Raw genomic sequence first — 25,989 nt, forward strand, 5'->3', positions numbered from 1 at the left:
TGAAAAAAAGGGATTATTATGAGTAAAATAAAGAAAGTTTGTGGAAAAGTGATTGAAGTTAATGGAAATAAAGTTGTTGTTAGTGTTGTTCAATTTGCGGGATGTAGTCATTGTGAATCAAGGGACACATGTGCTGTAGCTTCTGGTAAAAGTTTTCAAGTGGAACTTGTTACTGATAAAGCTGTTAAAGTTGGCGATGTTGTTGAGCTTTATATGATGAAAAGAGAAATATATAAAAACGGGTTTTTAGCATATATTTTACCTGTTGTTGCACTCATGTTTGGTGCAATTATAGGGTCATATATTGATAAAAATTTTGGAAATGGATATATTGCTCCTTTATTATCGTTACTTTTTTTAGCTATCTATTTTGTTGGTTTGAGATATTATATCCGCAACAAAGAAGTTAATTATAAGATTAATAAAATTATCTAACAGGAGGTAATGAACATGAATTATTATTTAAGTAAAAAAGTTAGTTATAGTTTTGATGAAACTGTACTAAAGACAAAAGAACTGTTAAAGGTTGTAGGTTTTGGAGTGCTTTATGAACTTGATATGAAAAGTTTGCTGAAAGAAAAGATTGATGTTGACATTGAAAAATATTTTATATTGGGAGCATGCAATCCTCATTTTGGATACAAAGCATTACAGACGGAGCCAAATATCGGTACAGTTATCCCCTGTAATGTGGTAATCAGAAAGATTTCAGATAATGAAACAGAGGTTTCAACTATAAATCCAGTAAAACAGATGAGCATAGTAGAGAATACAGACTTAGAAGAAATTGCAAATGAGATTTTTTCCAGACTTTCCAATGTTATTTCAAGGTTGTAAATGATAAAATTATTGTATTGTGTAAATTTTACACATAACTGTAACCTTATTACACAGCTTAAATTGATATTACATTGTCAAGTCCTTTATTTATCAATAAGTTAAGAACATTTGGCACAATGGCACACTATATGCATATACAATAAGTGATTTCGCTTATAAGAGAAAAATATAGGAGGTAGAGCGATGAAAAAACTTTTAATATTAGGAGCAATTGTAGTCTTTGGAGCAACTTTGGCATTTGCCCATGGTCCAGGATTTGGTAGAGGATATGGTATGATGGGGCCTGGAATGATGGGTTCTGGAATGATGGGGCCTGGATACGGTTATCAGGGTAATGGTTATGGTCCAGGATTTGGTAGAGGATATGGTATGATGGGGCCTGGATACAGTTATCAGGGTAATGGTTATGGCTCAGGTATGATGAGAGGATATGGCCCAAATTATCAGGGTGAAGTGAAGCAGATAACTAAAGAAGATGCTAAAAAAGCAGTGGAAAAAGTATTAAAAGAAAATTTTAAAGGTTATAAGATTAAAGAGGTAGAAAAGTTTAGAATGCCAATGGGAACAATGTATGAAGTGGATGTGGTTGATGCAGCAGGTAACAAATTTGAATTTCATGTAAATCCATGGGGCAATGTAATGGGACCTTTCCCAGATAATTATGATAAGGACAATGATTAGTAAGAGGGGTTAATACCCCCTCTTTTTTTAAAAAGGGGAAGATTATGATGCATGGATATGGTGGTTTTGGAGGCTTTGGTTTTATGGGGATATTTAGTATGGTTATTTGGTTAGTTATTTTGATAGTGATAATCTATTTTCTTTTTATGTTTATAAGGGATTTTGGTTCAAAAAATAGTATTACAAAAACAGGGAAGAATCATGCTCTTAATATTTTAAAAGAAAGGTATGCCAGAGGTGAAATAACAAAAGAAGAGTATCTTTCAATGAAAAATGATCTGGAAAATTAAAATAGGTAGTGTTCAAAATTCCGTGTCAACGTGTTATAAAAAAAAAGAGTAAATAAGAAGGAACCTTAACGTGGAATTTTGAATAGTCTCGCTTATTATCCCCTTATGAAGTAAATTATAGTTAATTTTTGATTATATTAGCACAATATTAAAATCATTACAGATCTTCCATAGTAAGATCTACATAATCATTATTCGGTTTGTTTGTTTCATTTATACTATTTTGATTATTGTAATCATCTATTGGCAACCCCCACTTTTTTTCTTGTCATCAGGTAAATTACCAAAGCAACAATCAAACCAATCAAAATAAAGTCCATTACATATTCTAATATCTTTTAACTTCTCGTCTTATTATTCTTTGGTAAGTAAGGGAGGCGGACAATTCTGATTATGTTTTTCTGTTTGCCATCCGTTATAATTAATCTTATTTGTGTTTTCTTTTTGGTGAATAGACCTTGCATATTCATATTTCCATGGAAAAATATAAAATATTTTTTTATATAATTCTGTAATTCGGTTGGTTAATTTCAAATAAAAGGCTCTTACAAATGCATATTAAAGCCAATAGCCCAAAAGGATACAAAGATGTAAAAATCCTTTCAAAAACTTTTAAAAGGCTTAAGAAAGTTCCTTGTTTTGATTTGTTATGTATAATTGTCAATTAATGACCTGTATGGATATAAATATTAAGGCGTTTTAAGATCTTGTATACTTGTTTGTATTAATTAAAGGGAATTTGTTTTTTATTCATGATGGCAAAAATACACCAGCTTTTATTTTTCGTAAAAGTTTTATTTAATGGTTAAAAAAGTCTTTTTAAACTTAATGTTGAAATTATATTAGATAATACTATAGTAACAAATAATTAGATGAAAGGAGTGGGTAAAATAAAATTGGGTAACATTTTGGGTAATGGTTATTTTGGACAGGGTATTATTGTCAGGTTTATCAATGGGATAACTATTGCTATTCGAGTCCCCCCTCCGGCATGCCTCAAGCTTCTAAATTAATTTTCTTCACAGCGAAATAATCTGTTTTAAAATTTACTTTCGAATTAATGAATTTTTTTAGCTTTTCATAATTTCAAAAGCTAAAAGTTTTTTAAAGTTATTCTTAGCTTTTAAACAATTAAAATTGTCGGGTAATATTTTCTATTTTTTTAATTTAAATTTTGTAGTTGCAGGATTTTATAATAACTATTAAAAAAGTATATGTTCTTTAATTGAGCAGGAGGCAAAGATGAAACTTTTAAGATTTAAAACTGGTGAGGTAGAAAAAAAGGGAGTTTTAGTTGATGGGAAGATAAGAAGAGTTTTGGGTACTTTTTTTGATAATTTTACTGTTACAGACGAAATTTATGAAATTGATGAGGTACATTTTTTACCACCTGTAATCCCTTCAAAAATTGTTTGTATTGGTCGTAATTACGCTGACCACGCAAAAGAGCTTGGTAATGAAGTGCCAACAGAGCCATTAATTTTTCTCAAGCCAAATTCTGCAATTAATAATCACGAAGGTTTAATTATTTATCCAGAGCAATCAAATAGGGTAGATTATGAAGCTGAACTTGCAATTGTTATTAAGAAAAGGTGTAAAAGTGTAAGTGAAGAAGATGCTCTTGATTATGTTTTAGGTTATACCTGTTTTAATGATATTACTGCGAGGGATATTCAGAAAAAAGAGGGGAAATTTACAAGGGCAAAGTCTTTTGACACATTTGCACCATTTGGCCCATTTATTGAAACTGAGTTTGAGAGTTTTGACAATTTAAGCGTAAAAAGCTTTGTTAATGGTGAAATTAGACAGGATGGAAATACTAAAGATATGATTTTTAAAGTACCCCAATTGATATCATTTATTTCAAAAGTTATGACCCTTTATCCTGGAGATGTTATTGCTACAGGAACACCTGAAGGTGTAGGGGAATTGAAGCCTGGTGATGTGGTGGAAGTGGAAGTAGAAGGGGTAGGAAGACTTAGAAATTATGTCACAAAAGAAAATTAAGATTGAGTGCTTACAATGTGGTGTGTGTTGTTATTTCTTTGATATATCCACTTTGAATAAACCACAGTTTGAAAGATGTAAGCATCTAAGAGATGATGGGAAATGCGCTAATTATGAAAATAGGCCGAAAGTATGTAGAGATTTTCAGCCGGATGAAATTTGTGTTTTGATTTCTACACTTAGTTTTGAAGATAAAATAAAAGTTTTGAAAAAGATTTATGGTGTAAAATGAGCTTGTACTTAGGATTAACAGGTAATATTGCCTCGGGAAAAAGTACTGCAGCCAAATTTTTTGAAGAGTATGGTTGCTACACAATTGATGCCGATGAAATTAGCAGGAAAGTTATGAAAAAAGGTAAAGATGCTTATTTTAAAATTGTTGAAGCCTTTGGTGATAATATTTTGCTTGAAGATGGTGAGATAAATAGAGGGAAACTAAAGCAAATAGTTTTTGACGACGATAGAAAAAGGGTGATTTTAGAGGATATTGTTCATCCTGCAATTCATGAATATGAAAAAAGATTGGTCTCTGAAATAAAATCAAAAGATGATAAAGCGATAATAATTACTCAAGCTGCTTTGATTGTGGAAAAAAAGACGTTTGATAGGTTTGATGGTATTATCGTTGTATATGTAGATTATGATAGTCAGCTTAAAAGATTGCTACAAAGAGATAATATCGATTTAAATCTTGCTCAAAAAATTATTTCAGCTCAAATGCCTTATGAAGAAAAATTAAAATATGCAAATTTTATTATTGATAATAGCAAAGATTTAAGTCACCTAAAAAATGAAGTAAAAAGGGTTTATGAAGTTTTAAAGATATACCAATACGCTAAAAAACAATTAAAGAAGAGAAGGGTTACGTTTAGGTAGAGAAAAAAGGGTATTGAAGCCAATACCCATCTTTATGCTTTTTGAACTTTTCCAGCTTTTAAACATTTAGTGCAGACTTTTTTCCTAACAACCTTGCCATTTTCAATAACTCTAACTTTGTGAACATTAGGATAAAAAACTCTTCTTGAAACATTATGAGCGTGACTAATAGTGTGTCCAAACATTGGTCCTTTGCCACATATATCACATCTTCTTGCCATTATTCTACCTCCATAAAAATAGCGAACAACTCATATATATTAAAATTTGAAAATTTGCAACGACTTTATAAGAAAATTAGTACTATTTTTGAAACCTTTTGGCAATGGATTTTTTAAAGTCTTGGTTATTCTTAGGATATTATAAAAATTCATAGGTTATTGTTTCTTTAAATGTTCTTCGTTTGTAGTATTAAAAGCATCTAAGATGGTCGGTAAATAGATTTTCACTTCTGTACCTTTATTTTCTTCTGAGTCGATAATTATATGCCCATTATGCTGTTTTATAATGCTATATGCAGAATAAAGTCCAAGTCCAAGTGATTCCTTATCTTGTTTAGTTGTATAAAAGGGTTCAAATACTTTACTTAAATGCTCTTTTTTTATTCCAAGTCCATTGTCTTTAAAAGTAAATTCTATATAGTTTCTCTCAAAGTCTTGTATTTCTGTTGGCAACGTTTCTGGAGAAACCTTTTTTAAAGTAATTTTGATATTACCACCGTTTGGCAAAGCCTCAATGGAATTTGTAAAAATATTCCTAAATACTTGAAATATCTGATTATAATCGGCTTCTATAGCTGGGATATCACTATCGCAGTGAATTTGAAGTGAGATATTTTTGGGAATATTATCTTTGTAAATTTCAATAAAGTCGTTTAATAATTTTTCTGGAGATACTAGTTTCTTAGCAGATTTTTCTACCATACTGAATTCAAGTACTCTGTTAATTATGTTTGAAGCTTTAAATGCAGAGTCGCTGATTAGTTTTAATATATTTTTTACCTTAGGGTTAACATCTTTATCACTAAGTAAGTGTGAAGATAATGTGGCAATTGGAGTTAATAAATTATTTATTTCATGTGCAATATTACCAGTAAGTGCATTTATACTTGCTAATTTTTCAGTATTTATCAAATGATTAGCTATTTTACGATGAAAAGTTATATCGTATAAAAAACTATAGATATATTTTAGCTCGTCACCCTCAAATTTTCCAACGGCGTTTTCTAAAACAAAGACTTCATTCCCATTTTTATCCAGATATGTCATTTCAATATTTTTAACAACCTTTTTGTTTTTTAATAATTTTATAAAGTATTTTCTTTGTTTGTTGTCTTTATAAAAGGATGATGCTGGTGTTTTTAAAACTTCTTCTTTCGATGAGTAGTTAAAAAGGTTTAAAAAAGCCTGATTGCAATCTATAAATGAACCTTGTGGGGTTGTTATTGCTATAGCAGCTATATTGTTTTCTAGAAATGTTTTAAAGTTTTCTTCCAATTTATTTAAAGCTAAATTTTGATTTAGTTCAAATATTGTTTTTGCAATTGTATTAAGAATCTCATTGAGTAAAATGTGTTCGAATTTTTCTAATGTTTTATGCTCTCTTTGAAATGTTATTGATATAAAACCTAATAAATTCTCCTTATATTCTAATCTCTTTAATACTACAAAGTCTCCTCTATTTCTTTTTGATAAAATACACCCTTTACAAAATGAATATAACTTACCTTTACTTACAACAAGGGTTTTTTTAGCTTTTAGTTGTTGGAAACATCCAGGGAGCTCTTCGTAAGATTTATTAATATACTTATTAAATAATGACTTTTTCAAATTGTAAGAAGTAAAATTTGTTATATTCTTGTTGTCATCAAATAAGAAAAAGGTAAAACATGTAATATCAGGATGTTTTGCAATAGATTTTTTTACTATATTTAGTAACTGCTCTTCAGTAAGTACATTTTTCAACTTATTATCAAGCTTGTTTAAAATGGAAAGTAGTATCGCTTGTTGTTCAAGGTGTTGTTTACTAACTTTTTCTTCGTGGATATCAATAGCAGTTACAAGTCCAGCTGGTCGACCTCTGTAAATAGTAGTTCTTCCCTCTAGCAGTACCCATCGCTTTTTTCCGTCCTTCCTTTTGACAAGTACATTGTATTTATGGTGGCTATCTAAACCACGTTGTCTTTCTAAACCTCTTTTTTTGACTACTTCTTTAAAATTATCATCTACAAGCTCCCAAAAATTCATTCCGATTAATTCGTCATTTTTGTAACCAGTAATTTGGCTTGTAGCTGGATTAGCAAAAATAATCTTGTTGTCTTGGTAAATTAGTATGGCTACAGTTGTTTTATTTGCTAAATCTGTGAATATGTAAAAAAACTCTTGACGTTCTACACTCATAATTAATTTTATCATTAAATTTAGAATAAATCAAAACATTTTGACTTTTTTAATAACAAAAGTTCTTGACAAAAATGAAAGTTAAATATATTAAATAACGCCTGAGTTAAGCGGGTGTAGCTCAGCTGGTAGAGCGTGACCTTGCCAAGGTTGAGGTCGCGGGTTCGAGTCCCGTCACCCGCTTTTTTTTTATCTCCAAAATAATTCCTTATAATTTATCCCTCTAAACCAATCCATTTCTAAAGGAATTTAATAATTACTATTGTCTATTTTAATATTTTAGTGCATATAATTTTGTGATTATTAAGTAAAGGTTGTTGCACAATAGGTATTAAAAATATTATCGTGCAATATTTATGAATGGTAAAATAGTAAAGGGGATTTTGTATGAAAAACGATTTATTACTTAAAGTTTTAGATGGTGAAAAAGTCGAAAGACCGCCAATATGGTTGATGAGGCAAGCAGGCAGGTATATGAAGGAATATAGAGATGTTAGAAGTAAAGTTACATTTTTGGAGCTTTGTAAAACACCAGAGCTTGCTTGTGAAGTAACCCTACAGCCTATTAGGGCATTTGGACTTGATGCCGCTATAGTGTTTTCAGATATTTTAATACCAATTGAGCCTATGGGTGTTGAGCTGGATTTTAATCCTGCACCTGTAATAGCTAATCCAATAAGAAGCAAAACTGATGCTGAAAAGTTAACTCTTGTAGATCCATATAAAGATTTAAATTTTGTTATTGAAACTGTTAAGTTGTTAGTAAGTAAGCTGGATGTTCCGTTAATCGGTTTTTCTGGTGCTCCATTTACACTAGCTTGTTATATGGTAGAAGGGAAAGGTTCTAAAAACTTTGATGTAATAAAAACATTCATGAGAAATGATGAAGACGGTTATAGAATTTTGATGGAAAAATTATCAGATAGTACTATCAAATATTTGCAAGCTCAAATTGATAATGGTTGTCCTGTTGTACAGATTTTTGATACATGGGCAGGTGTGTTATCCCCTTATGATTATGAAAAATATGTCTTCCCTTATGTGGATTACATAATAAATAACTTGAAAAATGCAAAAGTAATATACTTTGCAAAAAATGGGGCCACATTTTTTAATTCATTGAAAAAATTAAAATGTGATGCTCTTGGGGTCGATTGGAGCGTTAATTTAGAAGATTATGCAAAACTAACAGATGATGAGTTTGTTTTGCAAGGGAATATGGATCCAACTTTACTATTTGCATCACAAGATAAAATAAGGGAAATGACTAAGACTATAATAAATGAAGGGAAAAATATAAAAGGACACATTTTTAATCTCGGGCATGGTATTTTACCACAAACGCCTGTAGAAAATGTGGAATTTTTAGTGAAATTTGTAAAGGGTGAAGTAGAATAATGGATTTGCTCTATGTAATGTATATGGGAGGCCCTGATAATATTGATGGTATAGAAGAATTTTTATTTAATCTATTTTCTGATAGGGATATTATCGATTTTAAAATTGGGGGGTTGCAAAAGTATTTAGCTAAAATAATTGCAAAAAGTAGGAGCAAAAAGGTTGCTCCAGAATATATTAAAATGGGATGTGGTTCTCCACAGACTAAGTATTTGATAAAATTATTAGAAAAGGTGAAAGTTTATTATAAAGAGATAACTAAAAGAGAATTAGAAACTGAAATCGGGATGTGTTATTATAAACCTTATATTGAGGAAACTGCCAGCAAACTTCAAAATGGGGATTATGAAAATATTTATATTATGACTATGTATCCTCAATATTCTTATACTACAAGTGGAGTTTGTTTTAAAAGGTTGTTTAATGCTACAAATATAAAACCGATTAACAAGAGTTATAAGGTAATCCCTTTTTGGCATTTGAGTGAAGAATATAATAAGTGTATAGTTAAAAGAATAAAATCGGCATCTGAAAGGTTAGGTGTTGAGTTAGAAAATTGTCATCTGCTTTACTCTGCTCATTCTTTGCCAGAGTATACATTATCTAAAGGGGATGTTTATGTGGAACAATTAAAAGCACAGATTGACCTAATATGCAGTATGCTTGGCAGTGTAAAAAACTATGAGCTTGCGTTTCAAAGTAGAACTGGTCCGATAAAATGGTTGGGGCCTGAAACGAAAACGGTTATAGAGTCCTATGTTGAAAAGAGGGTTGATAATATAATAGTTGTTCCTATATCCTTTGTTTCTGATCATATAGAGACATTGATTGAGCTTGATGAACAATATATTAAATTTGCCAAAGAAAACGGCTTAAATATAGAAAGAATAGAAAGTTTAAACGATTCTGATGACTTTGCAAAAGCTGTAGTGAATATTTTAAGGGGGTAGTTTTGGAAAAAGTTATTTCCTTTTTTAGAATGATAAAGGTTGAGCACACACTGTTTGCTCTCCCTTTTGCATTTACAGGAGCCATAATAGCTGCAAAGGGTATCCCTTCTATTGATAAAATCTTTTGGATAGCTGTTGCAATGCTTGGTGCGAGATCTGGCGCAATGGGTTTTAACCGTGTAGCCGATGCCGAAATAGATGCAAAAAATCCAAGGACAGCAAATCGTGAAATACCTGCAGGGAAAATAAGTAAAAAAGAAGCAATTATTTATATAATAATATCCTTTTTACTGTATTTTTTAGCGGCTTACAAATTAAACCCTTTATGTTTTAAACTATCCCCAATTCCTGTTATAATTTTTATTTTATATTCATATACAAAAAGATTTACTTTTTTATGTCATCTGATTTTAGGTATTGCTTTGGGACTTGCTCCAATGGGCGCATGGGTAGCTATTACAGGAAGTATTGATTTTAGGATAGTTTTGCTTGGTGTAGGTGTTATGTTTTGGGTTGCTGGGTTTGATCTGATTTATGCTATTCAGGATATAGATTTTGATAGAGAGCATAACCTTTTTTCTATTCCAAGATTTATAGGGATAAAAAATAGTATTTATCTTGCGAGAGCTTTTCATTTAATTGCTTTTGTTTTGTTTTTATATGCAAAATTTATATTTAATCTTGGTATTTTATATTTAATTGGTGTTATTTTATGTGGTTTGTTTATGATTTATGAACACTCCATTATAAAGCCAAACGATTTATCAAAGTTAGATATGGCATTTTTTAATCTCAATGCATACATTAGTCTTACGATATTTGTTTTTACATTTTTTGATGTGGTGGTTTTATGAGAAAAATATTTATTGGGATGACAGGTGCAAGTGGTAGCCTCTATGCTGGGTATTTTTTGCATGAGCTTTGTAAGTTAGATGATGTTAAATTATTTTTTACCTGTACAGATGATTCTGTAAAAAATATTTATTACGAACATAATAATTTATATAATATTGATGATTTTTTTTCATTTTACAAGATTGATAGGTCAAAGTTGACAGTTTACGATTATAGAGATTTTGCTGCTCCAGTTTCAAGCGGTTCGTTTAAAGTGGATGATTATGTCATTATCCCAGCATCAATGGGGTGTATTGGTAGAATTGCAAATGGTATCAGCTCAAATCTTATAGAAAGGGCTGCGGATGTGGCACTGAAAGAGAAGAGAAGGTTAACAATACTTTTTAGAGAAGCACCACTTAACTCTATTCATCTTGAGAATATGTTGAAGTTGTCCAATTTAGGAGCAAATATTATCCCAGCAGCTCCAGCTTTTTATCATAAACCAGAAGATATAAAAGATTTAATTTACTTTATTATTGGGAAAATGTTTGATATAATGAATGTAGAGCATAATCTTTTTAAAAGATGGAAAAGCACCTAAAAAGATAGGGGGCCAAAATGAAAGCTATATGTAAATCCTGCAATGCTACCTTTGATTTCAAAACAAAAGGGGAAACAAAATGTCCTTCGTGTGGTGCATTATATAAAAACACAAAAGAACCCAAGTCTTTTGAGATAAAATTATTGAATGGTACCTTTTTGGATAAATTGTCATATAATGATGTGAAAGATGGTATATTAAATGCAAAATTTCTCTCTGTTGATTTTGTTTCTTATGAAAATACTCCTTGGATAAAAATCAAAGATTCTATTTTTTCCAAATTTTTAAAAGGTGGTAATATTGAGGTAAAATCTGAATCCTCTTCTGGATTTTGGAAAGTAATGTTTTTCATCTCTTTGCTTTTGAATATTGGGATGCTTGCTGTATTATATTATTTTAAATTAAAGATTGTAGGATAAAAGGGGGTAATTATGAGTAAAGATAAAAACCTTGACTGGCTTAAGAATACCTTTGAGAAAGGGAAACTTGAGGCTACAAAACTTGCAAAAATCAGTAAGTTAAAAATTGAAATAGCTTCTTTTACCAAGAAGAAGGATGAGCGTTTGAAACTTTTAGGGAAAAAGGTTGTTGCATTGTTAGATGAAGGTGAGCTGGTAGAGGAAGAAATCAGGGCAGAATATGATGCAATCAAAGAGATAGAAGAGCAAATAGAAGAATTAAATCATAAAATTGAAGAGATTAAAAATTTAAAATATGAACCTCAAGAAAAAGATGTGTATGATGCAGATTATGAAGTATACGAATACGAAGAAGATAAAGAAGAAAATCTTGAATCAGATAATGAGGAAATAAAACAAGATGAAGTAGATAAAGAGGAAAAATCCTTTGATAATGATAACAATCCTGAGGAAGAGAATGTAGAAGCTGAAAAAAGTGAAGAGGATAAGACTAAAAAAGAAATGGAGGAAAAGTAGTTTTATGAGTAGCGATATTATATCCAAATTAAAAGAATTAGATGATTTGCCTGCATTGCCTCAGACTGCTAAAAAGGTTATTGATATATTAAACAAGCCCGATTTTTCTTTTGCAGAATTAGTTTCAGTTATTTCCAAAGATATGAATATAACGGCATCTATTTTAAAACTTGCAAATTCTGCACTTTATTCACCAAAGAGTGAAATTAGAAACTTAACTCAAGCTATCACATTCCTTGGAGCTACTAATATAAAAAATTTGGTGATTGCCCTTTCTACAAAAACATTATTTGAAAACTTTAAGGCGAGTTTGCTTATACAAAAAGTATGGGAGCATTCTGTCGCTGTAGCAATATATTCTAGAATTGTAGCACTTAAAATAAGTAACAAGATAAGTGAAGAAGTTTTTTTGATAGGGATGTTACATGACCTTGGTATAATAATAATGAATCAATACATAAAAAATTATGAAGAGATGATTAGTGAGATTTATGGGACAGAAGAATCTTTATATGAAAAAGAAAAGGAGCTATTTGATATTACTCATGCTGAGGTTGGAGCAAAACTTGTTGAACTATGGAATTTACCAGGTATTTATTCTGATGCTATTAAATATCATCATTCATCAGAAGATTCAAAATATAAGGAATATACAAAAATAGTGGAATATTCAGACTTAGTCCTAAGTAAAAACAATATGAATATTGTAAGTTTTACCGATGAAAATAGAATTGAGCAACTAAGAAATGAGTTTGGAATAGATGTTGAAACTAGTGATGAGATTGATGAAATGTTTAATGAAGTTTATCAATATGAAAAGGAGCTTTTTAAATTATGACAAAAAAAATTGGTTTGATGTATCTTTTTTTAGTGACATTTTTATTATTGTTTGGTTGTTCTTTAAATTTCAATTTTAAATCAAATAAAACATTGCTGAAAGATTATAAATATTCGCAGAAGAATGATGATTTTATAATTTACTATAATATTTTGAGAATTGGGGATAAGAAAAAACTCTATTTGGTTTTCAAAAATAGGAAAAATTATGTTATGTCAAATCTTAAGATAAGGATTACTGATTCTCGTAAATTTGATCGTTATTTTTATGTAAGCAGATTAAAAGCTTCCAATATAAAAAAATACGAGATTGTAGTACCTTCGAAAGTTGATTATGTAAAAATAAAGTATGAATATGAAATTGTTGCAGATGATACTTTCTTAAATCCAACAAATACCGGTCAAGATATTAAAAGTTATGAAAAAAAAGGGTATTTAGAGCTTTTAGTAAAATAAAAAGGGGCTTTTTGAATGCCCCAATTTTGATTATGCCATAATTTGTAATGATTCTATAATTTCTTTATCTTTTTCAAAAGCTTCTGAAATATCAACATACATCCTTCTTTTTAGTTCAGCATAAATACTTCTTGCTTTATCAAATGATTTTGCAAATTCTAATGTTGTGGCTTTTAACTCTTCTAAATTTTCACAAGCTTTGTGTATTCCGTTTAACTGCTCCATCTCTTTTGCGGTAAATCTTTTGCCTGTAAAAACCATCTTTTGAAAATTTTGATATGGGATAGCTTTTTTTGCATATGCTATCATTGATGGTAAAAAAGGGATTCTTACATCTACCTCTGGGAAGCAGAAAAATCCTCTATCATTTCTCATAAACCTAAAATCACAGCAGCAAGAAAGTAATGCTCCATTTCCAAAGGCATGCCCTGTAATTTCTGCTATTGTTGGTATAGGATAGAAAATCAATTTTTTGAAAAGGTCATTCATTCTGTATAAGAATTTTTTGATTGTATCAAAATCTTTTGATACATAAGCTTTTTGTAGCCACTCCAGGTTTATCCCTTGAGACCAATTTTTTTCATCATCAGAGGTGATAATGAGAGTTTTTATCTCTTTATCTGCTTCAATATTGTCAAGGGCTTTTATAAATTGGTTTGCAAAATCTAAATCTTGCTTATTTTCTTTGTTGCACATAATTAAATACGCAACTGTTCCATTTTTTTCTATTTTTACTCTATTCATTGATTACCCCCTTTTTTTGTAGTGACTTTTGAAAATAATAAGCTACTTCCTCAAAATCTAAAAATGCAGAGTTGTGTGTTGCAATTTTTTCTAATTCTTCTTTTTTGATTTTTTCAGAAAGGTTGTTTATGAATTTTTTAGCACCACTTACAGCATCAAATGGATTTTCTGCTATTTCTTTTGCAAGCTCTAAGGTTTTTTTATCAAGCTCCTCTTTGTTTTCATAAAGTTCGTTTATCAAATGCATCTCTTTAGCTTCTTTTGCTGTAATATCTTTCCCGGTAAATGCTAGGTATTTTGTGTTTGCAGAGCCTATTATAAAAGGCAAACGCTGAAGGCTACCAAGATCAGCAATAATAGCTAATTTTGTTTCTCTAAGTGAAAACTTAGCATCCATTGATGCTGTTCTTAAATCACAAGCAGCAATTAAGTCTAATGCACCACCTATACAGTAACCGTTTACTGCTGCAATGTAGATTTTTTTACCTTCTTCAATCATGTTCATTCCAAGCTGCATTTTTTTGATTAAATTGTAGAGTTTAACTCTTTTTGCTTTAGTTTCTGTTTTTAAAAGATCTGGCATTTTCTGACCAAGATCAAACACGTCAAGTCCAACAGAGAAGTGCTTTGCATCACTTCTAAAAATCACAACTTTTACAGAGTCATCTTTTTCAATTTCTTCTACCAATAATGGTAATTCTTCAAAAAAAGCTAAATTCATTGCATTCATTTTTTGAGTGTTATTAAAAGTCACTATCAAAATATCATCCTGTTTTTCTGTTTTGAAAAATGCAAAATTCATCTTCTCCCTCACTTATTGAATTATGGCTAATTTTATTGATAACCATGTTTTATTATAAGTAGAGTAAAAAGTCAATATAATATTTCCTTTTACGCAAAGGTAATGTCAGGTTTTGTTATTTAGATATTGAGTGATGGAAAAAAGTAAGTTAGTCTAAATATTAGATGGTCAATAATGTGGTATAGGTGAGTTTTTTGTCTTGCTTTTGGAAAAATGAGTGTGTATATAAGTTCACTCCAAAATAAGAAAAAGTGGGAATGTCTGTGAAACTTTTAAAGAGGGTATGGCTTTATTTTAGGCCTTATAAATGGCATATATTCTTTTCTTTTGTATTCTCTTTATTTGTAGCTGCAAGTAATGGGGCTAGTGCTTATATAATAAAACCAGCTTTGGATGGGATATTTATAAATAAAGAGAAAGAAAAACTACTTTTGATGCCATTTGTGATCGTAGGGATCTATCTTATAAAAGGTATTTTTAGGTTTTTACAAAATTTTCTGATGAGAAGGACAGGTCAAAAGGTTGTACAGGCTATCAGAAATGATTTGTTTGATAAAATAATAATGTTACCAATCAGATTTTTTAGTGAAAGTTCAACTGGGGTTTTAATGTCAAGGATCACAAATGATGTGAATATGGTTCAAAGTTCTATACCATCGTTTGTGACTGCAATTAGAGAGACTTTTTCCATATTGGGTTTAGCTGCTGTTGTGCTATATCAGGACCCATATCTTGGAAGCTTTGCTCTTTTTGTTTTGCCTCTAGTAGTTTTACCTTTAATAAAAATAGGGAAAAAAATAAAAAAATATAGCAGACGTGGGCAAGAAAAAATGGGGGATATTTCATCAGTTTTGCAGGAATCTTTTAGTGGAATCAGAGTCGTTAAAGCTTTTGCAAATGAGGATAAAGAAAAGGAAAAATTTAAAGTACATAATGAAAAATTGGTTAGAAATGAAATAAAAAAGATTGTTTATAACGAGATAAGTTCCCCTATGATGGAGTTAATTGGTGCTATAGGTTTGGCTTTAGTAATTTATTATGGGGGACTTAAAGTTATAGAAGGGGTTTCAACACCTGGAACCTTCTTTTCATTTATTGCTGCAATTGCTATGATGTACGATCCATTTAAAAGAATAAATTCTGCTAATAACAATATTCAAAGTGCTATTGCTGCTGCGGAGAGAATTTTTGAGATTATGGATACAGAAAATGAAATTTTGGAAAATGATGGGGAATTAGAATGTGATGCAAAAGGGAAAGATGTGATTTTTGATCATGTTTATTTTCGATATAAAGATAATGAAGATTATGTTTTAAAAAATATAAATTTATCCGTAAAACCAGGTACAACAGTTGCAATTGTAGGCTCAAGTGGAGCAGGTAAAAGTACTCTGGTGAGTTTAATTCCTAGATTTTATGATGTTACCTCTGGAGCCATAAAGATTGGTGAAACTGATATTAGAGATTTTAAAGTTCATTCTTTGAGAAAAAATATTGGGATTGTTTCTCAAGAACCTTTTCTTTTTAATGATACGGTCTTTAACAATATAGCATACAGTATGAATAATGTGACAGAAGAGGATGTAATAAATGCAGCAAAGGCAGCTTATGCTCATGAATTTATTTTGGAGCTTCCAGAAGGTTATAATACTGTTATTGGGGAAAGAGGGGTTAGACTATCAGGCGGTCAAAGGCAAAGGATAACAATTGCAAGGGCACTTTTAAAAAATCCACCAATACTGATTTTAGATGAAGCTACAAGTGCCTTAGATACCGAATCAGAAAAAATTGTTCAGAAAGCTCTTGAAAATTTGATGAAACATAGGACAAGTTTTGTAATTGCTCATAGACTCTCTACAGTAATAAATTCGGATGTAATTGTGGTTTTAGATAAAGGGGAAATTGAATCAATTGGAACACATAAGGAGCTTTTAGTTAAGTCTAAAGTTTATAAAAAGCTTTATCATATGCAGTTTCAAAATGGTGAATAGTTTATGAGGGTTCTCCATGTTGACACGGGTAAAGAGTGGAGAGGTGGACAAAGACAGGCTCTGTTATTGCATACAGGATTACTAGAACAAGGTGTAGAAAGTTTTCTTGCAGCAAACAGCAAAGGTGTTTTAATAAAAAAATCTGAAAGAAACATTGTTAGTTATGATTTTAAAGGTGAGGTAAGTCCAGTAAGTTTATGGAATATTATTGGGATTATAAAAAAAATTAAACCAGATATAGTTCATTCCCATGATGCACATTCTCTTACACCTTTAGTATTAGCAAAAATGGTTGGGTTTAAATTTAAGTTGGTGCATACAAGGAGAGTTGATTTTTCTATCAGAAAAAACAGATTGAGTAAATTTAAGTATGACAATAGATATATTGATAAAATTGTAGCAATATCAGAAGCTGTAAAAAAGGTTTTAGTGAGTGATGGGATAGACGAGAGTAAAATAGAAGTTATTTATAGTGGTGTAGAGTTTAAAAATCCAGAAGATTATGAGTGTCCACCTGATTTGAAACCACTTTTAGATGGATATAAGGTAATTGGATGTGTAGCAAATTTTGCAGATCATAAGGATCATAAAACATTGATAAAAGCCTTTAATAAAGTCTATGAAATTAGAAAGGATGTAAAATTACTGCTTGTTGGGGATGGCCCTCTTTTCAATGAAACTGTAGAATTTGCTAAGAAACTAACATGTTTTAACAATATTGTTTTTACTGGTTTTAGGGAAGATGTGTATTCTTGTTTGAAATGTATGGATATTTTTACTATGACTTCAAAAGAGGAAGGGCTTTGCACTTCTATTATAGATGCTTTAAGTTTTGGACTACCCGTAGTTGCTACAAAAGCCGGTGGAATACCTGAAGTTGTTAAAGATGGTGTAAATGGATATCTTGCTGGGGTTAAAAATAGTTTAAAAATAGCGGAACATTTTTTGTATTCTTTAGATAGTAAATTTAATCAAGAGAATTTAATTAATTCAATTAAAGAGTTTAGTTTCGAACAAATGGTTATTAATTATAAAAAAATGTATAAAAGGTTTACGGCATAAAATGAAAAAGATTGCATATTTAATGGGAAATTTTGGAATTGGTGGAGCAGAGGTTTCAACGCTAACTCTTTTAAATGGATTCGTTAAATTAGGTTATTTGGTTGACTTAGTCCTTGCTTATGGCAGTAAAGTTGAATGGGATAAACAGTGTGATTTTAATATTATTAAATTGCAACTTGATAAATACAAAAAACATCCTTTAAGACATATTATTTTAAAGAATAAGTTGGATAAATTTTCTGAAAAAAGCAAATATGATGCAATATTAACAGCGCAAACATCAAAAAGTTGGGAAAAAATTCTTAATCAATTAGATAAGAAACACAATATTTCCTATATAATTAGAAATTCATTTACAAAAAAAAGAATAGATAAAAACGATAACTTATTATTGAAAAGTTTTAAGAGAAAGTATTTAGCTAATATGTATAGAAATAAAAATATAATATGTGTATCAAAGGGTGTTTATAATGATTTGGTAAAAAATATTGGTATAAAATCAGATAGTATCATAACAATTTATAATCCTTTTGATACTAATTATATTTTAAATAAGTCTAAAGAACATTTTAATCTTCCTGTTGATGACTACATTATACATGTTGGTAGGTTTGATATCAGACATAAAAGACAAGATATTTTATTAAAAGCATATAAAAAAGCAAATTTAAAAGAGAAATTAATACTTTTAGGTGAAGGTAGTGGCCAGCAATATTTGGAAAAGTTGATTGATGAATTACAATTAAATGGTAAAGTAATTTTGCATCCTATGGTCACTAATCCTTATCCTTTGATTAAAAATGCAAAACTTTTGGTTTTAAGTTCAGATTACGAAGGATTGCCAAGAGCTTTGATTGAAGCTTTGATATTAAAGACACCTGTAGTTAGCACAAATTGTGAGAGTGGACCAAGTGAAATTTTGACTGGGGAACTTGCTGATTTTTTAGTTCCTACAGGAGATGTAGATGCATTTACTGAGAAAATGCAGCAAGCATTAAGAAGTTATCCTAAAATCAAGGATGAATACATTAAAAAATTTGAGCAATTAAATGTTTGCAGACAATATATAGAATTTTTAGGTTTAAATTCATGAAAAAGATTTCTGTTACTATTATAACTATTAATGAGGAAGACAACATTGAGAGATGTTTAAAATCTCTTGATTTTGCCGATGAAATAATAGTAGTGGATTCGGGTAGTAAAGATAAAACAATTGAGATAGCAAAAAAATACACCGATAAGATTTATTTTAAAGATTTTAATGGCTATGGTGAGCAGAAAAATTATGCTGCAAGCTTGGCAAGAAATGATTTAATATTTTCAATAGATGCAGATGAAGAAGTTTCTGATGATTTAAAAAGATATTTGTTAGAACAGTTGGATACAGTTTTTTCAAAAGGTTTTTCAGCAATAGCTATTCCAAGACGAACATATTATCTAGGTAAATTTATTAAAAATAGTGGGTGGTATCCAGATTATAAAGTTAGAATTTATAATAAAAATAAATGTTACTGGGATAATAAAAAGGTGCATGAATCTTTGAATTGTGAAGGTAAAGTTTTTTATGTGCCTAAAGGGATGGATTTATATCATTATTCATATAGAGATATTTCAGATCATATAAATAAGGTTAATAAATATACTTCTCTATTTGTTAGTGGAAATAAAGATATGGGTTTTATATCTATATGTTTTAAACTCTTTACGAAGCCTTTGCTAAAATTTTTTAAGATGTATTTATTAAAATATGGCTTTTTAGAAGGTAATAGAGGTTTTATCATTGCAATTATAGGTAGCTTTTACGAATTTTTGAAGTATGCAAAGTTATTAGAAAGAAAAATTTATAACAAAGATTTTAAAGGATATTAAATGGGTAGAAAAATTGTTCTATTTATAAGAACTTTTTCAAAATATGGTGGAGTTGAGAACTTTTGTTATAGATTTTATCATTTTTTAGTAGAAAAAGGGTATGAAGTCAAAGTGGTATGTGGTGAAAATAAAACTGATATCAAAAATGATAGTGTGATTGAATTTGGTTTATGGAGACCAGGAAGGTTTTTGAAAACTTTTAGTTATTATTTAAAAGCTTCAAAGATTGCAAAAAATAATGATAATTCTCTGAATATAGCTCTTACGAAAGTTAACTTCTGTCATGTAATTAGATCTGGGAGTGGATCTCATTTGGATTTTTTAATAAACTCTTTAAGAGGTTATAGAGGTTATAGTAAACTTAAGAAGATAATAAAAAGACTTTTTTCACCTGTAAATTACCTTACTGTATTTATTGAGAAAAAGATGTACAGAGATAATCCTAATTTGAAGTTAGTAGTTTTTCAATCAAATATGGCAAAAAAAGAGTTTTTAAATAGGTATAATTTAACAAATTTGAATTATAAAATCATACCAAATAGCGTAAATAAAAATATTTTTAAGTTAATGTATGATGACTATAACTCTTTTTATGAAAAATATAGTCTATCAAAAGATAAAATTTATGTTGGTTTTGCTGCTTCAAATTTTGAGTTAAAGGGTTTGATTTATTTAATAGATGCTATTAAATACTTGCCTGATAATGTAGAATTATTAATAGCTGGAAATAGAAATCCTAAAAAATACATAGAAAAAGCTAAAAAACTTAAAATAGAAGATAGAGTCCATTTTTTAGGTAAAGTGGAAAATATGAATGATTTTTATAATGTTTTAAATGTGTTTTGTTTGCCTACGTTTTATGATACATGTGCAAATGTTGTATTAGAATCTCTAGCTGCTGGCACCCCCGTTATTACCACAACAAATAATGGAGCACAGGACTTTGTTTTAGATGGGAAAAACGGATTTTTGTTATCTGTTGATGAGTTAAGTGGGGCTAAATTGGCGGATTTAATTGTTAAAGCAATAAAAATTAATAAATATGATGTAATAAGATATTCTAGATTATACACAGATGGAGAAATTTTTAACCAGTACTTAGAGGGGATAAAAGGGATAATATGAAGGTATTGATAGTTCAATTGTATCAAATTGGAGATGTGGTATTGACTACTCCTATACCAAGAGAAATTAAAAAAAAGTATCCAGATACTGAAATTCATTTTCTAACAACTCCATTGTGTTCATCAGTTTTAAAATACGATAAGAATATAGATAAAATAATTACTATTAATAGAGATAAAAACTTATTAAATACATTAAGACTAATAAATAAAATAAGAAAAGAAAAATATGATTATATCCTGGATTTTCAAAATAATCCTCGTACAATGTGGTTATCACTTTTTTCAAAAGCTAAGTATAAAGTAACTTATGCTTACTCAAAAAGGAAATTTGCATATAATAAACTTATAGAACCGGTTAAAGGGACAGCTACCGAGATAAAATGTTCTTTATTGAAGGCATTAAATATTTCTGATTATGATATCAGACCTGTTTTATATCCAGGTGAACAAGAAATCGCTAAAGTGAAAAACTATTTGGATGAAAATAATATTAAAGACTTTGTTGTAATATCTCCAACGCACAAGGGTGATACTAGAAGATGGCCTTTACAATATTTTATAGAACTTGCTGAATATATTTATGAAAAAACAGAGCTTAAAATAGTTTTTAATTATGCACCTAATGAAACTGATTATATTGAAAAAATTAGAGAGCATATTTATCATAATAAAGCATTTTTTACACCACTGTTTAAACTACCAGAATTAATTGCATTATTAAGTTGTTCTAAGTTCCATGTGGGAAATGATTCTTCTCCAAATCATATGGCTGTTGCTTTAAAGAAACCTTCATTTGTAGTGCTAGGTGCTTCGAGTGAAGGTTGGATTTTCCCTTCAAATGAATACAGGTGGGTAAGAAAAGGGTTAGACTGTCAACCATGTAAAAGTAATAAGTGTAAATATGGAGATAAAATACCATGTTTAAAAGAATTAAGTTTTGAAGATATAAAAGATGAATTTGATAAATTTTTAAGTGAGGTAGTTGGTGTTTAAAAGTGTACCAGTATTATGTTATCACAAAGTATCGTATGTCGGTGGGATTACACCCGAACAGTTTAGAGAACATTTAGAGTTTTTAGCTTATAACAACTATACCTCTATAACTGCAAACGAGCTTTATGATTTTATGGTTTATAATAAAAAAATTCCAAAGAAATCTGTTGTAATTACTTTTGATGATTGTAGTCTTGATAACTGGGTTTATGCGATCCCTCTATTAAATAAATATGGTTTTAAAGCAATATTTTTTGCAATAACAGATTTTATAGGTAAAGGTTCGAAGCGTTCTCAATATCCTGATAACGATTTACCAAATATTGAAGATGCTACAACATCTTTTGTTAAAGCTCTTAGAGATTCGGATACTTCACAATTTATGAATGAGGAAGAGCTTTATTCTGCAGTGTATGATTATGAACACGAGGTTTATAGTCATTCTGCAAGACATCAGATGTGTTTTAAGTCATTAAGATTAAAAGGTGTATACCCTGAAAAGTGGCATTGGGGTATGTTTGGTATATACGATGAAGTTAAAGAGGGTTCTAAATATTATGATAGAGGTTCTGCGTATGCTTATGACGGTTATTGGCCGGTCATTCAAAATGGAGAATTAATATATAAGAAAAGAGAAACTGAAGAAAGGTACAGATTTTGCTTAGAAGATTTTACCAGAAGTAAAAAATACCTTGAAAACTTATTGGACAAGCCTTTAGACTTTTTTTGCTGGCCATGGGGACATTACGATAAACTGTCTATGAAGGCTTTACAAGAAGCTGGGTATAAAGGGAGTTTTACTCTTGAACGTTTTCCAAACTCATACGGAACTAATCCTTTTTATATAAACCGAATTGCTGTTGGTGATAAAAAAGATATAAAATGGTTAGAAAATAGGTTAAAAATGTATTCTAATAGAATAACAGCGACTATTTTTTTTAAGAAATTCAAAAAATAAAGAGGTCCTGTATGATTAATGATAATTATTTAATAAAACTTTATAACATATTATTTATATCAACTTCACTTTTAATTGTTTTTTCTCACAAGTGGTTAGGTAATATAAGAATAATATTATTTGCTTTGTCAATATACATATTTATTAAATATGTGCCAGATAAAAAAAATATTTTTAAGAGTAAAGTTCTTATAAATTTAATATTATTTCTGATATATGTCTTAGTATCAGACTTATTATTTTTTGAGCATATTAAAGGAGCAAATAGAATTATAAATTGGATAATTATGTTTTTTAATTCAATTATTTTTATTATTATTAATAAGAATAAAAAAGAATTAATAAATTATTATTTTTTTATATTATCCATTTCAGTTGTTTCAGATTTTTTAATGAGAAATGGTTTTGCTCAAAGTAGATATTCTGGTTTTTTAAATTCACCCAATCAATATGCTATTTTAATTGTATTCCCTTTAACTTATTTGCTTGAGAAAATGTTTTATAAACGAGATTTATTAGAACTTTTAGCAAATATTGTTTTATCTATATTTCTATTTTATATTTTTTTAAAAACTGGTGCTAGAACCACTTTTTTAAGTGCTGTATTAGTATACTCTTTTTATTTTATAATTAAAGCTATTAAATATAATTATATGTATTCAATACTATTTTTACTAATTTTGTTAATTTCTGGATATTTTATTGTTCATAACCAGTCATTTAAAAATAGATTTGTAGTCACTGTTCTAAATTTTAAGACTGATAGTTCATTTGTTACAAGATTTCCTATCTGGAATAGTGCTATTGAATGTTTCAAGGATAAGCCTTTAATAGGATATGGTTTTAATAATTTTAGAAAATGCTATGAAAATAAGTTGCCACAATATTTGCAAAAGAATCACAAAGCTTCTCATATAAATACCACTAATAATGCCCATAATTTCTTTTTGCATTTTTTGGCTGAAACTGGAATTATTGGGACAATACTTATTTCTATGATAATATTTATTGCAATTTATCATGGGATGAAAGTTAATTTGCATTTTCTAAGCATTGCATTATTGATATCTATTTGTGGTTTTATGATGAATATGAATCTTTATATTAGAGAAGTATCTTTTTTGTTTTTTACCTCCATAGGTTTTATCGAAGGATATTATTTGGCTATAAAAAATGAAAAAAGTATTGTTTAGAATTACAAATAACTTAAATATTGGTGGTGTGCAAAGACGGATATTTGATGTATTGAAAGAGCTTAAAAATGATTATGAATGTCATGTTGTTGTTTATAAAGAAAAAGGGGTACTTGCTGATAAATTTATAAAAGAAGGTATACATGTTCATTATGTACCTATGGGATCATTTGATCTTTCTGGTATTAAAACACTTTCAAATCTTTTTAAGAATTATAAAGCTGATATCGTTCATACACATTCTTATGGGGGAACAATTAGAGGGGTGTTAGCTGCAAAGTTAGCAGGGGTGAGGAAGATATTTTCTCATATTCATGTAAACATGGAAAACCATTGGTATGGTAAATGGAGGATTAATAAAAAAAAGAAAGAATTTATTGAAAAATTAATTCATAAAAAATATGTAGATAAAATATTTTTTGTTTCAGATGCAATTAAAAAGGAATATTTGCAAGGATTGAATTTCAAAAATCTTAGTGAAAAGTCCGTTGTGCTTTATAATGGTTTTAACCTGGAAAAGATAAAAATTAAAAAGAATAACATGATAGATGGGGTATTTAATATTGGTATAGCTTGTAGATTAAGTAAAGATAAAAACTTATTGTTTATTGTAGAAGTGATTGAAAAACTTATTAAACATGTTCAGAATATAAAATTTCATTTTATAGGAGATGGTAGTTATAAAAAATATTTAGTAAATGAAATAGCTAAAAGAAACTTAAATGATTATTTTATTTTTCATGGTATGGTAGAAAATGTTTATGATAAAATTAAAGACTTGGATTTAGTTTTAATGCCTTCTTATAATGAGGGGTTACCTGCTTCTATCATAGAACCTTTACTGGCTAATATCCCTGTAATTGCAGTAGATAATGAAATTAATAGAGAAATTCTCAATATCGACAAGGGGGGATGGGTTTTACAAAATTCATGTGAAGTTTTTGTTGAGAAAATACTCCAAATTTATGAAAAATACGGTTATTTATATCAGAATATGACTTTTAATAAATATAAAGAAGTTTTTTCAATGGAAAACCATATCAATCAACTAAGGTATTATTATGAATCATAAGTTTAGAATATTATTTATTACTGATTCTAAAAAGAAATCTAGTGGTGGTGTTAAACAATTACTGTATAATGCCGAAGCACTAAAAGAGTTAGGACATAAAATATATCTATCTGCAAATAAAGAATCATTTGTTGCTAATAAAAAAGATATTTTTGAAGAAGTTCATTTTATAGATTCAAAAAGTAAATTAAAATCTGGGTTATCTTTAAAAAAATTTATAAGTGAGAAAGATATTGATATTGTACATACTTTTCATAATGGTGGGCACAAAATTGCATTTTTAGCAAAACTTTTTGGTGGTAAGTTTAAGCTTTTTATAAATAGAGGTGTTTTAAAAGTTCCAACCAATATTTTTATCTATAAAAGCTTTATGATAGATGGTTTCATTTGTAACTCTTATGCTTGTAAAAATAGTCTAAAAAGGATTTTTGTTAGTGATAAAAAAATAAATATTATTTTTAATTGTATCAAATCAGTTGCTTCTGATAAAAATTTTAATAAAGATGATAATAGATTTACAGTTTTATATATAGGAAATTCGAGTAAAATTAAGGGGTTTGATATTTTTAATGAAATTGTAAAGAGAGTTCCTACTAATCTTGATATGGAATTTATAGCTCTTGGAGTAGAAAAAGATAAGCTGAGTATTAATGTTGATGAAAGAATTAATCTGCCAGGTACTGTAAAAAATGTTTCTGACTATTTAGAAAAAGCACATCTTTTTTTACTGACATCTAGATCAGAAAGTTTTCCTAACTCTTTATTAGAAGCTATGGCTTTTGGGTTGGGAGTTGTGGCACACAATGTTGGGGCTGTAAACGATTTAATAAAGGATGGGGTGAACGGGTTTAAAATAAATAGATTAGCTGTGAGTGAGTTTGTGGATAAATTAATTTATTTATATAACAACAGGAATTTGATAAAAAAAATGGGGCATAAGAACAGGCTTATTGTAGAAAAGTTGAATTGTAAAAATAAAGCGTTAAAACTACTCAAAGTGTATTCTGGAGATCATTATCTTGATAACTTTGATGTAATTTTAGAGAATAATTGTGATGATTTTTGATTTAG

The 25,989-nt window shown here is 29.1% G+C and carries 29 protein-coding genes and 1 tRNA gene; 26 read left to right on the forward strand and 4 right to left on the reverse strand.

Translation table 11 applies throughout. The features are described from left to right. Positions 1-18 precede the first annotated feature (18 nt). The 7 genes from DEFDS_RS01555 to coaE all read left to right on the forward strand — a co-directional run bounded on the left by DEFDS_RS01555 (position 19) and on the right by coaE (position 4,694). Positions 19-435, forward strand: coding sequence for a SoxR reducing system RseC family protein (locus tag DEFDS_RS01555; RefSeq protein WP_013007058.1), 417 nt, complete (start codon positions 19-21; stop codon positions 433-435). A 15-nt stretch (positions 436-450) separates the two neighbouring features. Next, the gene (locus tag DEFDS_RS01560) at positions 451-837 is read left to right on the forward strand and encodes a DUF302 domain-containing protein (protein ID WP_013007059.1); all 387 of its coding nucleotides are present in this window, start codon (positions 451-453) and stop codon (positions 835-837) included. A gap of 186 nt (positions 838-1,023) precedes the next feature. Then, the gene (locus DEFDS_RS01565) at positions 1,024-1,521 is read left to right on the forward strand and encodes a PepSY domain-containing protein (RefSeq protein WP_013007060.1); all 498 of its coding nucleotides are present in this window, start codon (positions 1,024-1,026) and stop codon (positions 1,519-1,521) included. A gap of 44 nt (positions 1,522-1,565) precedes the next feature. Next, positions 1,566-1,811: an SHOCT domain-containing protein gene (locus tag DEFDS_RS01570; protein WP_013007061.1), complete on the forward strand. Its 246-nt coding sequence runs from the start codon at positions 1,566-1,568 to the stop codon at positions 1,809-1,811. Positions 1,812-3,053: 1,242 nt separating this feature from the next. After that, entirely contained in the window at positions 3,054-3,818 is a 765-nt protein-coding gene (locus DEFDS_RS01575; RefSeq protein ID WP_013007062.1) for a fumarylacetoacetate hydrolase family protein, read from the forward strand. Further along, positions 3,799-4,050 (forward strand): YkgJ family cysteine cluster protein, encoded by a 252-nt coding sequence (locus DEFDS_RS01580; protein WP_013007063.1) that lies wholly within the window; start codon positions 3,799-3,801, stop codon positions 4,048-4,050. The genes DEFDS_RS01575 and DEFDS_RS01580 overlap by 20 nt, the downstream gene beginning before the upstream one ends. Further along, the gene (coaE, locus tag DEFDS_RS01585) at positions 4,047-4,694 is read left to right on the forward strand and encodes a dephospho-CoA kinase (RefSeq protein ID WP_013007064.1); all 648 of its coding nucleotides are present in this window, start codon (positions 4,047-4,049) and stop codon (positions 4,692-4,694) included. Before DEFDS_RS01580 ends, coaE begins: the two co-directional genes overlap by 4 nt. A 32-nt stretch (positions 4,695-4,726) precedes the next feature. On the opposite strand, the gene rpmB is transcribed toward coaE, so the two are convergent. Both rpmB and DEFDS_RS01595 read right to left on the reverse strand, forming a co-directional pair. After that, positions 4,727-4,915: a 50S ribosomal protein L28 gene (gene rpmB / locus DEFDS_RS01590; RefSeq protein WP_013007065.1), complete on the reverse strand. Its 189-nt coding sequence runs from the start codon at positions 4,913-4,915 to the stop codon at positions 4,727-4,729. 156 nt (positions 4,916-5,071) lie between these two features. Then, a complete protein-coding gene (locus DEFDS_RS01595) occupies positions 5,072-7,093 on the reverse strand; it encodes a PAS domain S-box protein (protein WP_041223547.1) in 2,022 nt (673 codons plus the stop codon). Between the two features lie 110 nt (positions 7,094-7,203). On the opposite strand from DEFDS_RS01595, the gene DEFDS_RS01600 reads away from it, so the two are divergent. The 9 genes from DEFDS_RS01600 to DEFDS_RS01640 all read left to right on the forward strand — a co-directional run bounded on the left by DEFDS_RS01600 (position 7,204) and on the right by DEFDS_RS01640 (position 13,107). Continuing rightward, positions 7,204-7,276 (forward strand) — tRNA-Gly (locus tag DEFDS_RS01600). Between the two features lie 204 nt (positions 7,277-7,480). Next, complete coding sequence (gene hemE, locus DEFDS_RS01605) at positions 7,481-8,491, forward strand: uroporphyrinogen decarboxylase (protein ID WP_013007067.1); 1,011 nt, start codon at positions 7,481-7,483, stop codon at positions 8,489-8,491. Continuing rightward, complete coding sequence (hemH, locus tag DEFDS_RS01610; RefSeq protein ID WP_013007068.1) at positions 8,491-9,441, forward strand: ferrochelatase; 951 nt, start codon at positions 8,491-8,493, stop codon at positions 9,439-9,441. The genes hemE and hemH overlap by 1 nt, the downstream gene beginning before the upstream one ends. A 2-nt stretch (positions 9,442-9,443) precedes the next feature. Further along, entirely contained in the window at positions 9,444-10,295 is an 852-nt protein-coding gene (locus DEFDS_RS01615) for a UbiA-like polyprenyltransferase (RefSeq protein ID WP_013007069.1), read from the forward strand. Beyond that, entirely contained in the window at positions 10,292-10,879 is a 588-nt protein-coding gene (locus DEFDS_RS01620; protein ID WP_013007070.1) for a UbiX family flavin prenyltransferase, read from the forward strand. The genes DEFDS_RS01615 and DEFDS_RS01620 overlap by 4 nt, the downstream gene beginning before the upstream one ends. 17 nt (positions 10,880-10,896) lie before the next feature. Further along, on the forward strand, positions 10,897-11,298 hold the full coding sequence (locus DEFDS_RS01625; RefSeq protein WP_013007071.1) for a hypothetical protein: 402 nt from the start codon (positions 10,897-10,899) through the stop codon (positions 11,296-11,298). A 12-nt stretch (positions 11,299-11,310) separates the two neighbouring features. Continuing rightward, positions 11,311-11,814 (forward strand): hypothetical protein, encoded by a 504-nt coding sequence (locus tag DEFDS_RS01630; protein WP_013007072.1) that lies wholly within the window; start codon positions 11,311-11,313, stop codon positions 11,812-11,814. A gap of 4 nt (positions 11,815-11,818) precedes the next feature. After that, positions 11,819-12,652 carry an HDOD domain-containing protein gene (locus tag DEFDS_RS01635; protein WP_013007073.1) on the forward strand — a complete coding sequence of 278 codons (834 nt, stop codon included), beginning with the start codon at positions 11,819-11,821 and terminating at the stop codon, positions 12,650-12,652. After that, positions 12,649-13,107 carry a hypothetical protein gene (locus DEFDS_RS01640; protein ID WP_013007074.1) on the forward strand — a complete coding sequence of 153 codons (459 nt, stop codon included), beginning with the start codon at positions 12,649-12,651 and terminating at the stop codon, positions 13,105-13,107. The genes DEFDS_RS01635 and DEFDS_RS01640 overlap by 4 nt, the downstream gene beginning before the upstream one ends. Positions 13,108-13,137: 30 nt before the next feature. On the opposite strand, the gene DEFDS_RS01645 is transcribed toward DEFDS_RS01640, so the two are convergent. Both DEFDS_RS01645 and DEFDS_RS01650 read right to left on the reverse strand, forming a co-directional pair. Beyond that, positions 13,138-13,851, reverse strand: a complete 714-nt coding sequence (locus DEFDS_RS01645; protein WP_013007075.1) for an enoyl-CoA hydratase/isomerase family protein — start codon at positions 13,849-13,851, stop codon at positions 13,138-13,140. After that, the gene (locus DEFDS_RS01650; RefSeq protein ID WP_041223548.1) at positions 13,844-14,653 is read right to left on the reverse strand and encodes an enoyl-CoA hydratase-related protein; all 810 of its coding nucleotides are present in this window, start codon (positions 14,651-14,653) and stop codon (positions 13,844-13,846) included. Before DEFDS_RS01650 ends, DEFDS_RS01645 begins: the two co-directional genes overlap by 8 nt. A gap of 257 nt (positions 14,654-14,910) precedes the next feature. Between DEFDS_RS01650 and DEFDS_RS01655 the strand changes: the two genes are divergently transcribed. Genes DEFDS_RS01655 through DEFDS_RS01700 form a run of 10 tightly spaced genes read left to right on the forward strand, consistent with a single transcriptional unit; the run spans position 14,911 to position 25,984 of the window. Next, a complete protein-coding gene (locus tag DEFDS_RS01655) occupies positions 14,911-16,644 on the forward strand; it encodes an ABC transporter ATP-binding protein (protein ID WP_041223550.1) in 1,734 nt (577 codons plus the stop codon). A gap of 3 nt (positions 16,645-16,647) precedes the next feature. After that, positions 16,648-17,706 carry a glycosyltransferase gene (locus DEFDS_RS01660; RefSeq protein ID WP_013007078.1) on the forward strand — a complete coding sequence of 353 codons (1,059 nt, stop codon included), beginning with the start codon at positions 16,648-16,650 and terminating at the stop codon, positions 17,704-17,706. A 1-nt stretch (position 17,707) separates the two neighbouring features. Next, positions 17,708-18,799: a glycosyltransferase gene (locus tag DEFDS_RS01665; protein ID WP_013007079.1), complete on the forward strand. Its 1,092-nt coding sequence runs from the start codon at positions 17,708-17,710 to the stop codon at positions 18,797-18,799. Next, complete coding sequence (locus DEFDS_RS01670; protein ID WP_041223551.1) at positions 18,796-19,575, forward strand: glycosyltransferase family 2 protein; 780 nt, start codon at positions 18,796-18,798, stop codon at positions 19,573-19,575. The genes DEFDS_RS01665 and DEFDS_RS01670 overlap by 4 nt, the downstream gene beginning before the upstream one ends. Next, positions 19,576-20,700 (forward strand): glycosyltransferase family 4 protein, encoded by a 1,125-nt coding sequence (locus DEFDS_RS01675; RefSeq protein WP_013007081.1) that lies wholly within the window; start codon positions 19,576-19,578, stop codon positions 20,698-20,700. Beyond that, on the forward strand, positions 20,697-21,695 hold the full coding sequence (locus DEFDS_RS01680) for a glycosyltransferase family 9 protein (RefSeq protein WP_013007082.1): 999 nt from the start codon (positions 20,697-20,699) through the stop codon (positions 21,693-21,695). Before DEFDS_RS01675 ends, DEFDS_RS01680 begins: the two co-directional genes overlap by 4 nt. Then, entirely contained in the window at positions 21,688-22,653 is a 966-nt protein-coding gene (locus DEFDS_RS01685) for a polysaccharide deacetylase family protein (protein WP_013007083.1), read from the forward strand. The genes DEFDS_RS01680 and DEFDS_RS01685 overlap by 8 nt, the downstream gene beginning before the upstream one ends. An 11-nt stretch (positions 22,654-22,664) precedes the next feature. Continuing rightward, positions 22,665-23,846: an O-antigen ligase family protein gene (locus tag DEFDS_RS01690; RefSeq protein WP_013007084.1), complete on the forward strand. Its 1,182-nt coding sequence runs from the start codon at positions 22,665-22,667 to the stop codon at positions 23,844-23,846. After that, a complete protein-coding gene (locus DEFDS_RS01695; RefSeq protein WP_013007085.1) occupies positions 23,827-24,918 on the forward strand; it encodes a glycosyltransferase in 1,092 nt (363 codons plus the stop codon). The genes DEFDS_RS01690 and DEFDS_RS01695 overlap by 20 nt, the downstream gene beginning before the upstream one ends. Next, complete coding sequence (locus DEFDS_RS01700) at positions 24,908-25,984, forward strand: glycosyltransferase family 4 protein (RefSeq protein ID WP_013007086.1); 1,077 nt, start codon at positions 24,908-24,910, stop codon at positions 25,982-25,984. Before DEFDS_RS01695 ends, DEFDS_RS01700 begins: the two co-directional genes overlap by 11 nt. Positions 25,985-25,989 lie beyond the last annotated feature (5 nt).

This window comes from Deferribacter desulfuricans SSM1 (assembly GCF_000010985.1).
GTDB lineage: Bacteria > Chrysiogenota > Deferribacteres > Deferribacterales > Deferribacteraceae > Deferribacter > Deferribacter desulfuricans.